Genomic DNA, 12,772 nt, shown 5'->3' on the forward strand with positions numbered 1-12,772 from the left:
CGGCCTGGGTCAACTCAGGTCTCCGGCCGGGTCAGCGGCCCGTTCCTCGCCGTTTTCGACAATGCGCAACTGAGTTTCGGCGGCGTCGAGCTGCCGCTGGCAGTGTTTCATCAATTCCATGCCGCGGCGGTAGGCGGCGATGGATTCCTCCAGTTCGAGGCTGCCGGCTTCCATGCTCTGGACGATGGCTTCGAGTTCGGCCAGGGCTGTCTCGAATTTCATCTCGGCGATGGGGGTTTGAGGCATGGCTGGGGCTCGCGGGAAACGGCGAAAAATACCCTATGGAGGGGCTTCTGGTCAAATCGGGGCCAGGGTAGAATTGCTGGCTTTTCAATCCGTTGGAGGCGTGGAATGACCGATTTGGGCAATCAGTCCCGGTTGGTCCCCGCAGTTTCCCAACTGCCGGTGGACTGGTATTTCGACGAGAACATCTTCGCTCAGGAGAAGAAGCTCCTCTTCGATGCCGGTCCGGGCTACGTCGGGCACCAGCTCATGGTTCCCGAAGCCGGCGACTACCGTACCCTGGAGTGGCTGGACCACGGCCGCATGCTGGTCAATGGCGGCGCCGGCGGCCCCCATGCCGGCACCTGGCTCATGTCCAACGTCTGCCGCCACCGCCAGGCCATCATGCTGCAAGGTTCCGGCCATCTTGACGGGCCCCTGGTGTGCCCCATCCATCGCTGGACCTACGATCAGGGCGGGCGCCTCATCGGGGCTCCCCATTTTCCCCAGAACCCCTGCCTCAACCTCGACAAGCTGCGGCTGGAGAACTGGAACGGCCTCCTCTTCCAGGGCCCGCGTTCGGCCAACGCCGACCTGGCCGGCATGCGGGTGGCGCGGGATCTCGACTTCACCGGCTACACCCTCGACCACGTCGAGATGCATACCTGCCACTACAACTGGAAGACCTTCATCGAGGTCTATCTGGAGGACTACCATGTCGCGCCCTATCACCCGGGCCTGGGCAATTTCGTCACCTGCGACGACCTCACCTGGCAGTTCGGCGATTGGTATTCGGTGCAGAAGGTGGGTATCACCTCCCTTAAGAAGTCGGGCTCCCCGGTCTACGAGCGCTGGCAGAAGGTGGTGCGCGAGTACTACGGTGACCGCGGTGAAACCCCGCCCCAGGGCGCCATCTGGCTGACTTACTACCCCAATATCATGGTCGAGTGGTATCCCCACGTGCTGGTGGTGTCCACCCTGATTCCCCAGGGCGTCGATCGCACCCTCAACGTGGTCGAGTTCTACTACCCCGAGGAAATCGTCGCTTTCGAGCGCGAATTCATCGAAGCGGAACGCGCCGCCTACATGGAAACCGCCATCGAGGACGACGATATCGGCGAACGCATGGACCGCGGCCGCCGCGCCCTCATGAAGGCTGGCAGGAACGAAACGGGCCCCTACCAGAGCCCCATGGAAGACGGCATGCAGCACTTCCACGAGTTCTATCGGCGCATCGTTGAAGGCGGGGAGAAGTGAGGGGTGAGGGGTAAGTAGCCTTCCCTTCTCCCTTTCCTCTTCCCCGCTTCCCCCCATGCAATCCCTCTGGATGCTCGCTGCCAGCCTCCTGTTCGCCTGCATGGGTGTTTGCGTCAAGCTGGCGGCGGCGACGCACTCGGCGGTGGAAATCGTTTTCTACCGCAGTTTCATTTCGCTCCTCATCATGGCCGCTCTGGTGCGCTATTCCGGCATTGCTTTCGCCACACCCCACTGGCGCTGGCAGCTCGGGCGGGGCCTGGTGGGCTTTCTGGCGCTGTTTGCCTATTTCTGGGCCATCACCCTGTTGCCGCTGGCGACGGCGGTGACCCTCAACTACACCTCGGCCATCTTCCTCGCCCTCTACCTGGCCCTCGCCGGCTGGCGCCTCACCGGGGGCATGCTGGCCGCTCTGGCCGTGGGGCTGGCCGGGGTGGTCCTGCTGTTGCGGCCGACCTTCCACGCCGATCAGTTGGGCGGGGGGCTCATGGGCCTGGCTTCGGGAATCCTGGCCGGCATGGCCTATTTCAGTGTGCGGGAGCTCGGAGCCCGCGGCGAGCCTGAGGCCCGCACGGTCTTCTATTTCTCTCTGGTGGCGTCGCTGGGGTCGGGAGTCTGGGCGGCCCTTTCCGACTGGCACGCGGTCGACCTTTCCAGCGGGCCTCTGCTCGCCGGCGTGGCGCTCTTCGCCACCGCGGCCCAACTGGCCATGACTCGTGCCTACACCCGGGGCAAGACCCTGCTTGCGGCGGCCCTGGCTTACAGCACGGTCATCTTTTCCAGCTTCTTCGGTGCCTTGTTGTGGGATGAAACCTTGCCACCCTCGGCCTGGGTGGCCGTCGCGCTCATCGTCGCCTCCGGCATCGCCGCGACCCACTTCTCACGCGCCAGCCCGGCGGAACAGGATTAAACCCGGAAACCTCAGTTGACCGCTTGTCGAACCCCGGAATGCCTTGTGCCGTGGAGCTCCGCGCCCCACCGAATCGCACACCCGGTGGGTAGCATCGCTACGAGCCCGTTGGCGCATCCGGGCGGGCGCCTGGCTTTGGCGCTCCTCCTTGCAGGCATCAGCCTGCCGTGTCGTCGCTTCGCGCCAGACACCCGCCCGAACGCACCAACGGGCCCGTCCAACTGAGGTTTCCAGGTTAAACTTTCCTGCAAACACAAGGAGGAGCGTTCCATGATCGTCGTCGATCACCAAGCCAACCGGGTCAGCGTCAGTGTCTTCGGCGAATTTACCTTGGCCGACTACAAGGAATTCGAGGAGATCGTCAATTACAAGGTCAAATTCGAAGGCCCCGTCGACCTCTACTTCGACCTGCGGGAAATGGCCGGTTTTACCCTTGATGTGGCCTGGGAGGAGATGAAGTTTTCCCGCGCCCATGCCCACGATTTCAACTGCATTGCCGTGGTGAGCGACAGCCAGTGGGTGACCTGGAGCGCCTGGATTTCGCAGAATTTCGTCGACGCCGACGTCGAGGTCTTCGACAACCCCGAGGAAGCCCAGGCCTGGCTGGACGGCGAAGCGTGAGCTTCACCACCCTGGCGGACGCCGGCATCCTGGCCGCCCACCGGAATGACCCGGGCTGGCGGGTTTTTGACCTGCGCCATCAGCTGGCCGACCCCGGCTACGGTGAGCGTGCCTACCACGCGGGCCATATCCCCGGTGCCCGCTTCCTGCACTGCGATCGCGATCTTTCCGGGCCGTGCACGGGACGCAACGGCCGCCATCCCCTGCCCGATGCGCAGCGCCTGGCCGCCCGGCTTGCCGAGGAGGGCGTCGGGCCCGGGGTCCAGGTTGTGGCCTACGACGACGCCCAGGGCATGATCGCCGGTCGCCTGTGGTGGCTGCTGCGCTGGCTGGGACACAGGGAAGTTGCCGTGCTCGACGGGGGGCTGGCTGCGTGGCAGGAGGGCGGCCGGGAACTGGAAAGCGCGCTGCCGCCGCCGCGGCCGGCGTCCCCCTGGCTCCCTTGCCTGGCGGACGTGGTGGTCGATGCGGCCAGTGTTGTCCAGGGTATCGGGCGACCAGGCGGACTTCTGGTGGATGCGCGCAGCCCGGACCGCTACCGGGGCGAGAACGAGACCCTGGACCCTGTGGCGGGGCACATTCCCGGGGCGGTCAATCGATTCTTCGGTGACAATCTCGCACCGGACGGGCGCTTCAAGGCGCCGGAGGTGCTGCGCGCCGAGTGGCAGGCCGTGCTCTCGGGAACAGATTCCAGAGAGGTCGTGCATCAGTGCGGTTCCGGCGTTTCCGCCTGCCACAACATCCTGGCCATGGAAATTGCAGGTCTTGCGGGATCGCGCCTCTACGCCGGATCCTGGAGCGAGTGGTGCGCCGACCCGGCCAGGCCGGTGGCGACCGGAACACCGGGATAGCCTGGGACTACGTCACGGGACGCCACCCCGGGGCTGGCAGGGGCACAGAAACGGGGAACGCCAGTCTCAGGCGGCTTCGACCAGGAGATACTCTTCCAGTTGCCGGTCGTAATCCTGGAAGTGGGCGAAAAGGCTGGCTCTCACCTGGGTGATGCCCTCGATGGCCTGGACCCCGTTGCCATCCTGGCGGAAGACGACGCGGATGGCCTTCAATTCTTCCGCAATGGCCAAGTGGGCTTGATTGTGGGCGATACGGTGGGCGTCGGGCACGCTCTCGCCCATGAAGGTCGATTCCACCAGATTGTGCTTGAGGGTCACTTCCACGAAGGCCCGGATCAACTGCTCGATATTGCCGTGGCAGAGTTCCCGATGCTCAAAGCGACACTGGTTGCAGTGGCTGAGGACGCCGATCTGGTCGCAGGACGCCTCGATGCGGTCGAGGAGTTCGATCATGTATTCGTGGTCACTGCGGATTTTTTGGATGGCCATGGCAGGGTGCATGTGGGACTTCAGTCGGGGGGGCGCAAGGCCTTGATGGGAATCGTTTTTGGATTGCTCAGGGTAGTCAGGGGGGCTAACGGTGTCAAGGCATGTTTTCACGGCCTGGCGAGCCGCTGGAGCGCCCAGGCCACATGTTCGCGTACCACGGGGTCGGGGTGGTCCTGGCGCCTTGCCAGCGCTATCCGGGCTTCCGGCGTCGGGAGGCCGTTACCCAGGGCGACGGCGAGATTGCGCAGCCAGCGGCGATGGCCGATGCGGCGAATGGGGCTGCCGCTCAAGCGGGCCTCGAATTCGGTCTCGGTCCAAGCGAACAATTCGGTCAGGGGCGCGCTGTCCAGTTCCTGGCGCGGGGCGAAGTCCGGGTCGCCGTACTGGGCGAAGCGATTCCAGGGGCAGCACAGCTGGCAGTCGTCGCAGCCGTAGATGCGGTTGCCGATCAGGGGGCGCAATTCTTCGGGGATGGGGCCGTCGAGTTCGATGGTGAGATAGGAAATGCAGCGCCGGGCATCGACCCGGTAGGGGGCGACGATGGCACCCGTGGGACAGGCGCCGAGGCAGGCGGTGCAGCGACCGCAATGCGACTGCGCAGGGGAATCCGGCGGCAGGGGCAGGTCGGTGTAGATGTCGCCGAGAAAGCGCCAGGAGCCCTGCCGGGAGAGGAGCAGGGTGTGCTTGCCCCGCCAGCCCAGGCCCGCCTGGCGGGCGAACTCGACTTCCATGACTGGCGCCGAGTCCGAAAAAACGCGGTAGCCGTAGGGGCCGACCAGAGCGGCGATGGCTTCGGCCAGCTTTTGCAGGCGCTGGCGCACCGTCTTGTGATAATCGCGGCCCAGAGCGTAGCGGGACACGTAGGCGCGCTGGGGATCGGCGAGTATCTCTGCGGGTGCGGCCCCTGGCGGCAGATAGTCGAGGGCAGCGGAAACGACGGTCACGGTCCCCGGTACCAGGAGATCCGGCCGGGCACGCAATTCGGCATGGCGGGCCATATAATCCATGGCCCCGTGGCAGCCGGCGTCCAGCCAGTCCTTGAGCCGCTGCCCGGCTTCGCCGACCTCGGCCCGGGCGATACCCAGGGCGGCAAACCCCAGTTCACGCCCGTGGGCCTTGATGGTTTCGGCCAGCGCCGCGTAGTCCCTCCCGGAGTCCCGATCTTGCATTCCGCCGATCTTACCGCCGTTTTCGATCTGCCCGACGAAGCCGCCACCCAGGCGGCGGGAGCGGCCCTGGGCGCGGCCCTGCAGCCGGGAATGGTGGTGTGGTTGCAGGGGGATCTGGGGGCGGGCAAGACGACCCTGGTGCGGGCCCTGCTGCGCAGCCTTGGGCACCAGGGGCCGGTGAAGAGCCCGACCTATTCCCTGGTTGAAGTTTACGTAATTTCGAGCTTATACTTATATCACTTTGATTTTTATCGCTTCGAGTCACCAGAGGAGTTTCTCGATGCGGGAATGGACGAGTATTTTCGCAATGACGCCGCATGCTTGGTCGAATGGCCGGAACGAGCTCAGGGCTGCGTTCCGCCGCCGGACCTCGGCCTGGTGCTGCGCCACGCCGGAGCCGGACGCCGGGTCGAAGTCACCGCCTACGGCGAAGGAGGCGCTGCATGCGTAAGGGAGCTTGCTTCTCGACTATCCGCCGGCGCCTCGTGCACGGCGGCGGTGCCGCCCTCGTCCTCGCCCTGACGCCCTTGGCGCAGGGGGCAGCCCGGCTGCCGGCCATCCTGGCCGTCCGCGTGTGGCCTGCCGCGGACTACACCCGCGTGACCCTGGAGCACGACGCTCCCCTCAAGTTTTCCCATTTTCTGGTCGAGAATCCGGACCGGCTGGTGGTCGATATCGAAGGGGCTGAGTTCGACAGCGTGCTGGACAGCCTGGCCCGCAAGGTGGCCACCGACGATCCCTACATCAAGCTCATCCGGGCCGGACGCTTCAAGCCCGGTGTGGTGCGGGTGGTCATGGAACTGAAAACCAAGGTGGCTCCCCAGGTGTTCGTGCTCAAACCGGTGGGCGAGTACGGTCACCGCCTGGTGCTCGACGTGTATCCGGTGGAGGCTCCCGACCCGCTCCTGGCGCTCATGGAGGGCAAGAAGGAAGCGGTGGAACCTTTGCCGCCCGAAGCGCCGGCTGAGAATCGGACCCCCCAGAAGGCAGAAGCGGTGGAGGCTCCCGAGGTCCATACTTCGCGCAAGTCGGCCCGGCCCGTGGTGGACCGCCTGGTGACGGTCACCCTGGACCCCGGCCACGGCGGCGAAGACCCCGGTGCGGTGGGCAAGGGCGGCACCTACGAGAAGGAAGTGACCCTGGAGGTGGCTCGCCGGCTCAAGGCCCGTATCGATAGCGAAACCAATATGCGGGCCGTGCTGACCCGGGATTCGGATTTCTTCGTCCCCCTCGGGACCCGGGTCCAGAAGGCGCGCCGTGTCCATTCCGACCTCTTCGTATCGATCCACGCCGACGCCTGGATCAAGCCCGACGCCCGGGGCTCGTCGGTCTTCGTGCTTTCCGAGCGGGGCGCGTCGAGTTCGGCGGCCCGCTGGCTGGCGCAGAAGGAGAACGAGGCCGACCTCATCGGCGGGGTCAATCTCGACGTCAAGGATCCCTTCCTGGCGAGGACATTGCTCGACCTCTCCCAGACCGCCACCATCAACGACAGCCTCAAGCTGGGCAAGTACGTCCTGGGGGAACTGGGTTCCATCAATACCTTGCACAAAGCCCAGGTGGAGCAGGCGGGGTTCGCGGTGTTGAAAGCACCGGATATCCCTTCCATCCTGGTCGAGACGGCTTTCATCTCCAATCCGGAGGAGGAGCGGCGTCTGAACGACGCGCGCTACCAGGACAAGCTCGCCGACGCCATCGTGCGCGGAATCCGGCAGTATTTCGCCAAGCATCCGCCGGTTCCCCGGGCTCGCCTGGCGGCGCTGGGCTGAAGGAAAAGCGCCGGGGTTTTCCCGTCGTCCCTCGAAGTGCCATGCGTGGCCCGCCGCTCGATGCGGCTCAAAACAGCTCGATATCGCCTGACTGAACGTCCTTGACCTCCAGGGTGCCGCTGTCCACCAGGTGCTCATAGCAGGCGACGCGATTGCGGCCGTTCCCCTTGCAGTAGTAGAGGGCCTCGTCCGCCCTGTCGATGACGTCGGTCGGCGTGTCGGTCGCCTTGAGGCGGCTGAAGCCCACGCTCACCGTCACCTTGCCCACCTGGGTGAAGTTATGGGACTCGACGTTGGTGCGGAAGCGCTCCAGGGCTTTCAGCGCGTCTTCGGCGCGGGCGGGTTGCAGCACGACGACGAACTCCTCGCCGCCGAAGCGGAAGAGCTGGTCGTCGAAGCGAAAGCTGCGGCGCATGATCTGCGATAGGGTGACCAGGACTTCGTCGCCCATCAGGTGTCCATGGTTGTCGTTGATGGACTTGAAGCGATCGATGTCGCAGACCGCCAGCCAATGGGCCGAGGAACCAGCGGCCTTGCGGCGGGACTGGCGGGGGGAGGGCGCGGCGCTGGCGGAATCGTCCTGGGCGCGGCCCAGGAGTTCGAAGAGATGCTTGTCGAAGGTCTTGCGGTTGGAGAGCTGCGTCAGGGTGTCGGTTTCACCGTAGTCCAGCAGGCCGATGTGATTGCCGAAGTATTCCGCCACACCCAGGAGCAGCACACGCAAGTCGGCGGGGAATTCCTCGGAAACGACGATCTCTATGGCATAGACAAGCTGGTTCAACTGGATGACGGGAAAAGCCAGGCGATCTGCTCCTCCGGGCAGGGACTCCAGCGCCACGGAACGTTCCCGGCGGCAGCGGGCGAGGAGCGGTTCCTCGTCGATGGGGCGGCAATAGCGGCGATCGGGAAGATAGGCGTTGTGGACGTAACGCTCCCCGGAGGCGATTCCGGCACAGGCGAAGAGCATCGTTCCCCGGCTGCTGGGATAGCAGCGGTAGATGGTGACCGAAACCGGGTTGAACAGGTCGGCCATGGCATCGATCAGCGCCGCGTTGATCTCGGTGCGATCGCGCCTCGAAGACGTGCGGACGATGTGACTGATGAGTTGGAGCATGGGTCCGGAAACGGGGTCCGAGGGCGCGGGGTGACGAGGAACGAGCGAATCGCGGAATTATATCTTTCGGTTCGGGCGGAGGAATTCGTTTTTCCTGATGCGACGGGCGTGTGGCGCCCCGGCCGCGGGGCTCGAAAACGTTATAATTCAGGCTTTTTTTGGGTCTGGCATGCGCGTTTTTCGCGGATTCTCAACGCCGGTGCCGGCGCCTACGGTGCTTGCAGTGGGCAATTTTGACGGCGTCCACCGGGGCCACGCCGCCCTGGTGGCGCGTTTGGGTGCCGTGGGTCGCGACAGCGGATTGACGCCTACAGTCCTGACTTTCGAACCGCATCCGCGGGAATTCTTCAGCCCGGAATCCGCACCTGCCCGCCTCACCACCTTGCGCGAAAAACTTGAGCTATTGGCCGAATGCGGCGCCCAGCAAGCGATGCTGTGCCGTTTCGATGCGCGCTTCGCTGCTCTGGAGGCCGAGGATTTCATCGACCAGGTCCTGCTTGGGGTCCTGCGCGTCCGGCATGTGGTGGTCGGTGACGACTTTCGCTTCGGCCGCCGCCGGCGGGGCGATTTCACCCTCCTGGAACAGGCGGGTCGCAAGCGCGGTTTCGTGGTGGAGGCCATGGGGTCGGTCACCGTGGATGGCGAGCGGGTTTCCAGTTCCGCAGTGCGGGAAGCCCTGGCGGGCGGCGACATGGAGCGGGCCGCGCGCCTTGTCGGCCGCCCGTACATCATCGATGGCAAGGTCGTCCACGGCGACAAGGTGGGGCGGCAGCTCGGTTTTCGCACCGCCAATATCCGCATCAAGCACAATCCGCTGCCCATGACCGGCGTTTTCTGCGTCGAGGTGGGCGGCCTGGGGGAGCGGCCCCTGCCCGGCGTCGCCAACCTTGGCATCCGTCCGACCCTGGGCGGCACCCGGCCCCTGCTGGAAATCCATCTCTTCGACTTCGACAGCGACATCTACGGCGCCCACCTTTCGGTGCGCTTCGTCCATAAGTTGCGGGACGAGCAACGTTTTCCCAATTTCGACGCCCTCCAGGCGCAGATCGCGGCCGATGCCGCCGCTGCCCGGGCCTACTTCAAGCTGTGAGCACGCAAAATGGCTGATTACAAGGACACCCTCAATCTTCCCGACACTCCCTTCCCGATGCGGGGCGACCTGCCCAGGCGCGAGCCGCTGTGGGTCAAGGAATGGCAGGAGAAGCAGCTCTACCAGAAGATTCGCGCGGCCTGCGCCGGCCGCCCGCGCTTCGTGCTCCACGATGGCCCTCCCTACGCCAATGGCGACATCCACATCGGCCACGCGGTGAACAAGATTTTGAAGGACATCATCGTCCGCTCCCGCACCCTGGCCGGCTTCGACGCCCCCTACGTGCCGGGTTGGGACTGCCACGGCCTGCCCATCGAGCACCAGATCGAAAAGCAGCACGGCAAGGCCATTCCTGCCGACCGCGTGCGCGAGCTTTCCCGCGCCTACGCGGCCGAGCAGGTGGAACGCCAGAAGAAGGACTTCATCCGCCTGGGCGTGCTGGGCGAATGGGACAACCCCTACCTGACCATGGCCTTCAAGGCCGAGGCCGACGAAATGCGTGCCCTGGGCAAGATCCTGGAGCGAGGTTATCTCTACCAGGGCTTGAAACCGGTGAATTGGTGCCTGGACTGCGGTTCCGCCCTGGCCGAAGCCGAGGTGGAGTACGAGGACAAGACCTCGCCGGCCATCGACGTCGCCTTCCCCATCCATGACAACCATGCCGACAAGGTGGCCCACGTCTTCGGTCTCACCCACCTGCGGGGCCCGGCCTTCGCCGTCATCTGGACCACGACGCCGTGGACCCTGCCCGCCAACGAGGCGGTGAGCGTCCATCCCGAGCTGACCTACGACCTCATCGAAACCCCCAAGGGAGCCCTCATCCTGGTCCGCGAGCTGGCCGCGGCCTGTCTCAAGCGCTACGGCCTGGAAGGAACCGTGGTCGGCTCCTGCAGCGGCGACAAGCTGGACCAGGTGGCCCTCCGCCATCCCTTCCAGAACCGGGACGTGGCCATCATCTGCGGCACCCACGTGACGGTGGATGCCGGTACCGGCCTGGTGCACACCGCCCCCGCCCACGGCGTGGATGACTACAACATCGGCAAGAAGTACGGGCTGCCGGTGAACAACCCGGTGGGCAACGACGGCAAGTTCCTTGGCAACACGCCGGCTCTCTCGGTCGGCGAACTGGCCGGCAAGTCGGTGTGGGAAGCCAATCCCCTGGTCCTGCAGGAGCTGGAAGCTCTCGGTCGCCTGCTCAAGGCCGAAAAGATCCAGCACAGCTACCCCCATTGCTGGCGCCACAAGACCCCCATCATCTTCCGCGCCACCACCCAGTGGTTTATCGGAATGGAAAACAAGTCCTCGGACGAAGCGCCCACTCTGCGCTGGATCGCCGAGCGGGCGGTGGACGAGACCCAGTTCTTCCCGGCCTGGGGCCGCGCCCGCCTGGAAGCCATGATGAAGACCCGTCCCGACTGGTGTGTTTCCCGCCAGCGCAACTGGGGGGTGCCGATTCCCTTTTTCCTGCACAAGGAGACGGGACAGCCCCATCCGCGCACGGCGGAGCTGATCGAGCAGGTGGCCCAGCGTGTCGAGCAGGCCGGTATCGAAGCCTGGTTCAGCCTGGACGCCGCCGGGCTGCTGGGGATTGATGCCGACCGGTACGTCAAGATGAAGGACACCCTGGACGTCTGGTTCGATTCCGGCACCACCCACTGGCACGTCATGCGCGGCTCCCATGCCGCCCAGCATGCTTACCCTGCTGACCTCTACCTGGAAGGTTCCGACCAGCATCGCGGCTGGTTCCAGTCCTCGCTCCTTTCCGGCTGCGCCATTGACGGCCGCGCGCCCTACAAGGCCTTGCTCACCCACGGCTTTGTGGTGGATGGCAAGGGCCACAAGATGTCCAAGTCCAAGGGCAACGTCATTGCCCCCCAGCAGGTGTCGGACAAGATGGGCGCCGAAATCCTGCGCCTGTGGACGGCCTCCACCGACTATTCCGGCGAGCTGTCCATTTCCGACGAAATCTTGAAGCGCGTGGTGGAGGCCTACCGCCGCATCCGCAACACCCTGCGCTTTCTGCTCGCCAACACCGCCGACTTCGATCCGGCGGCGCACATGCTGCCCGTCGAGCAGTGGCTCGAGATCGACCGCTACGCCCTGGCCCTGACGCGGGAACTGCAGGCCGACTGCACCGCCGCCTTTGATCGCTACGAGTTCCACCGCGTCGTCCAGGCCCTGCAGACCTTTTGCTCCGAGGATCTCGGCGGTTTCTACCTGGATATCCTCAAGGACCGCCTCTACACCACGGCGCCTGCCTCCGTCGCCCGCCGCTCGGCCCAGTCGGCCCTGTGGCACGTCCTGCAGGCTTTCGTACGGTTGATGGCGCCCATCCTCACCTTCACCGCCGAGGAAATCTGGGCCATCGTCAGCGGCAAGGCCGACGATTCGATCATGCTGCACCTCTGGCACGACCTGCCCAAGCCGGCCGGGGAGGGCGATCTGCTGGCCAAGTGGAGCCAGGTGCGTGCCGTTCGCGGCGAAGTCACCAAGGCCCTGGAAGAACAGCGGGAGGCCGGCAGGATCGGCTCCTCGCTGCAGGCCGAGGTGGAAATTCGCTGTGGTGGCGAGAAGCACAACCTGCTGGCCGCCCTGGGCGATGACCTCAAATTCGTGCTCATTACCTCCAAAGTGACCGTAGTCCAGGCCGATGCCGAGGCGGTGGTGGTGTCTCCAGCACCCCACCAGAAGTGCGAACGCTGCTGGCACGTGCGGCAGGATGTCGGTGCCAACGCTGAGCATCCCACCCTCTGTGGCCGCTGCGTCAGCAACCTGTACGGCGAAGGCGAGGCCCGTACCCATGCCTAGATCGGCCCGTTGGTACGGGCTGGCGGCGGCGGTCATCGTCCTCGACCAGATCAGCAAATGGGTGGTTCTCGCCAACCTGCACTTCGGCGAGACGATCTACGTCGCTCCCTTCTGGAACTGGGTGCTCACCTACAACCCGGGGGCGGCCTTCAGCTTCCTCGCCGACCAGCCGGGCTGGCAGCGCTGGTTCTTCGCCGCCCTGGCCATTGGCGTTTCCGCCTGGATCGCCCTCATGCTGCGCCGTCATGCCGGCGAACGCCTGCTGGCCACGGCCCTGGCCCTCATCATGGGCGGCGCCCTGGGCAATGTCGTCGACCGCATCCGCTTAGGGGCGGTTGTCGATTTCGTGCAATGGCACGCTGCCGGCCACTATTTCCCTGCCTTCAACGTGGCCGATTCGGCCATCACCATCGGCGCCGTCCTCCTGGTCTGGGAACAGCTTTTCCTCGCCAAGGGCAAGGCTGCCAAGGAATAAAGT

13 protein-coding genes are annotated in these 12,772 nt (G+C 65.2%); 9 read left to right on the plus strand and 4 right to left on the minus strand.

What is annotated here, in order from left to right:
• Window positions 1-9: 9 nt before the first annotated feature.
• Complete coding sequence (gene xseB, locus IPM73_03740; protein MBK8917179.1) at window positions 10-246, minus strand: exodeoxyribonuclease VII small subunit; 237 nt, start codon at window positions 244-246, stop codon at window positions 10-12.
• A 105-nt stretch (window positions 247-351) separates the two neighbouring features.
• Here xseB and IPM73_03745 point away from each other — a divergent pair, with 105 nt between their 5' ends.
• The 4 genes from IPM73_03745 (at window position 352) to IPM73_03760 (ending at window position 3,858) form a co-directional block, all read left to right on the plus strand.
• Complete coding sequence (locus IPM73_03745) at window positions 352-1,479, plus strand: aromatic ring-hydroxylating dioxygenase subunit alpha (protein ID MBK8917180.1); 1,128 nt, start codon at window positions 352-354, stop codon at window positions 1,477-1,479.
• A 55-nt stretch (window positions 1,480-1,534) separates the two neighbouring features.
• On the plus strand, window positions 1,535-2,386 hold the full coding sequence (locus IPM73_03750) for a DMT family transporter (protein MBK8917181.1): 852 nt from the start codon (window positions 1,535-1,537) through the stop codon (window positions 2,384-2,386).
• Window positions 2,387-2,656: 270 nt separating this feature from the next.
• Window positions 2,657-3,007: an STAS/SEC14 domain-containing protein gene (locus IPM73_03755; GenBank protein MBK8917182.1), complete on the plus strand. Its 351-nt coding sequence runs from the start codon at window positions 2,657-2,659 to the stop codon at window positions 3,005-3,007.
• Complete coding sequence (locus IPM73_03760) at window positions 3,004-3,858, plus strand: sulfurtransferase (protein ID MBK8917183.1); 855 nt, start codon at window positions 3,004-3,006, stop codon at window positions 3,856-3,858. Before IPM73_03755 ends, IPM73_03760 begins: the two co-directional genes overlap by 4 nt.
• Window positions 3,859-3,924: 66 nt before the next feature.
• Here the strand turns inward: IPM73_03760 and IPM73_03765 are convergent, their stop codons facing one another.
• Together IPM73_03765 and queG are read right to left on the minus strand one after the other, a co-directional pair.
• Entirely contained in the window at window positions 3,925-4,347 is a 423-nt protein-coding gene (locus tag IPM73_03765) for a hypothetical protein (GenBank protein MBK8917184.1), read from the minus strand.
• 107 nt (window positions 4,348-4,454) lie between these two features.
• On the minus strand, window positions 4,455-5,447 hold the full coding sequence (gene queG, locus IPM73_03770) for a tRNA epoxyqueuosine(34) reductase QueG (GenBank protein ID MBK8917185.1): 993 nt from the start codon (window positions 5,445-5,447) through the stop codon (window positions 4,455-4,457).
• Here queG and tsaE point away from each other — a divergent pair.
• On the plus strand, window positions 5,334-6,038 hold the full coding sequence (gene tsaE, locus IPM73_03775; protein ID MBK8917186.1) for a tRNA (adenosine(37)-N6)-threonylcarbamoyltransferase complex ATPase subunit type 1 TsaE: 705 nt from the start codon (window positions 5,334-5,336) through the stop codon (window positions 6,036-6,038). The genes queG and tsaE overlap by 114 nt on opposite strands.
• Window positions 5,960-7,282 carry an N-acetylmuramoyl-L-alanine amidase gene (locus IPM73_03780; protein MBK8917187.1) on the plus strand — a complete coding sequence of 441 codons (1,323 nt, stop codon included), beginning with the start codon at window positions 5,960-5,962 and terminating at the stop codon, window positions 7,280-7,282. The genes tsaE and IPM73_03780 overlap by 79 nt, the downstream gene beginning before the upstream one ends.
• 67 nt (window positions 7,283-7,349) lie before the next feature.
• Here the strand turns inward: IPM73_03780 and IPM73_03785 are convergent, their stop codons facing one another.
• Window positions 7,350-8,396, minus strand: coding sequence for a GGDEF domain-containing protein (locus IPM73_03785; GenBank protein ID MBK8917188.1), 1,047 nt, complete (start codon window positions 8,394-8,396; stop codon window positions 7,350-7,352).
• 169 nt (window positions 8,397-8,565) lie between these two features.
• On the opposite strand from IPM73_03785, the gene IPM73_03790 reads away from it, so the two are divergent.
• From IPM73_03790 to IPM73_03800, 3 genes are read left to right on the plus strand one after another with little or no spacing between them, the layout of a single operon-like run.
• Entirely contained in the window at window positions 8,566-9,486 is a 921-nt protein-coding gene (locus IPM73_03790; protein MBK8917189.1) for a bifunctional riboflavin kinase/FAD synthetase, read from the plus strand.
• A 9-nt stretch (window positions 9,487-9,495) separates the two neighbouring features.
• Window positions 9,496-12,294, plus strand: coding sequence for an isoleucine--tRNA ligase (gene ileS / locus IPM73_03795; GenBank protein MBK8917190.1), 2,799 nt, complete (start codon window positions 9,496-9,498; stop codon window positions 12,292-12,294).
• Window positions 12,287-12,769, plus strand: a complete 483-nt coding sequence (locus tag IPM73_03800) for a lipoprotein signal peptidase (GenBank protein ID MBK8917191.1) — start codon at window positions 12,287-12,289, stop codon at window positions 12,767-12,769. Before ileS ends, IPM73_03800 begins: the two co-directional genes overlap by 8 nt.
• Window positions 12,770-12,772: the final 3 nt, after the last annotated feature.

It is taken from the genome of Betaproteobacteria bacterium, assembly GCA_016720065.1.
GTDB lineage: Bacteria > Pseudomonadota > Gammaproteobacteria > Burkholderiales > Rhodocyclaceae > SSSZ01.

Bases quoted from the DNA above. Each gene is read 5' to 3' on its own strand.
- IPM73_03765 (MBK8917184.1), bottom strand. From the start codon at position 4,347: ATGGCCATCCAAAAAATCCGCAGTGACCACGAATACATGATCGAACTC.
- IPM73_03790 (MBK8917189.1), top strand. From the start codon at position 8,566: ATGCGCGTTTTTCGCGGATTCTCAACGCCGGTGCCGGCGCCTACGGTG.
- ileS (MBK8917190.1), top strand. From the start codon at position 9,496: ATGGCTGATTACAAGGACACCCTCAATCTTCCCGACACTCCCTTCCCG.
- tsaE (MBK8917186.1), top strand. From the start codon at position 5,334: ATGGCGGGCCATATAATCCATGGCCCCGTGGCAGCCGGCGTCCAGCCA.
- IPM73_03755 (MBK8917182.1), top strand. From the start codon at position 2,657: ATGATCGTCGTCGATCACCAAGCCAACCGGGTCAGCGTCAGTGTCTTC.
- IPM73_03750 (MBK8917181.1), top strand. From the start codon at position 1,535: ATGCAATCCCTCTGGATGCTCGCTGCCAGCCTCCTGTTCGCCTGCATG.
- IPM73_03800 (MBK8917191.1), top strand. From the start codon at position 12,287: ATGCCTAGATCGGCCCGTTGGTACGGGCTGGCGGCGGCGGTCATCGTC.
- xseB (MBK8917179.1), bottom strand. From the start codon at position 246: ATGCCTCAAACCCCCATCGCCGAGATGAAATTCGAGACAGCCCTGGCC.
- IPM73_03745 (MBK8917180.1), top strand. From the start codon at position 352: ATGACCGATTTGGGCAATCAGTCCCGGTTGGTCCCCGCAGTTTCCCAA.
- IPM73_03785 (MBK8917188.1), bottom strand. From the start codon at position 8,396: ATGCTCCAACTCATCAGTCACATCGTCCGCACGTCTTCGAGGCGCGAT.
- IPM73_03780 (MBK8917187.1), top strand. From the start codon at position 5,960: ATGCGTAAGGGAGCTTGCTTCTCGACTATCCGCCGGCGCCTCGTGCAC.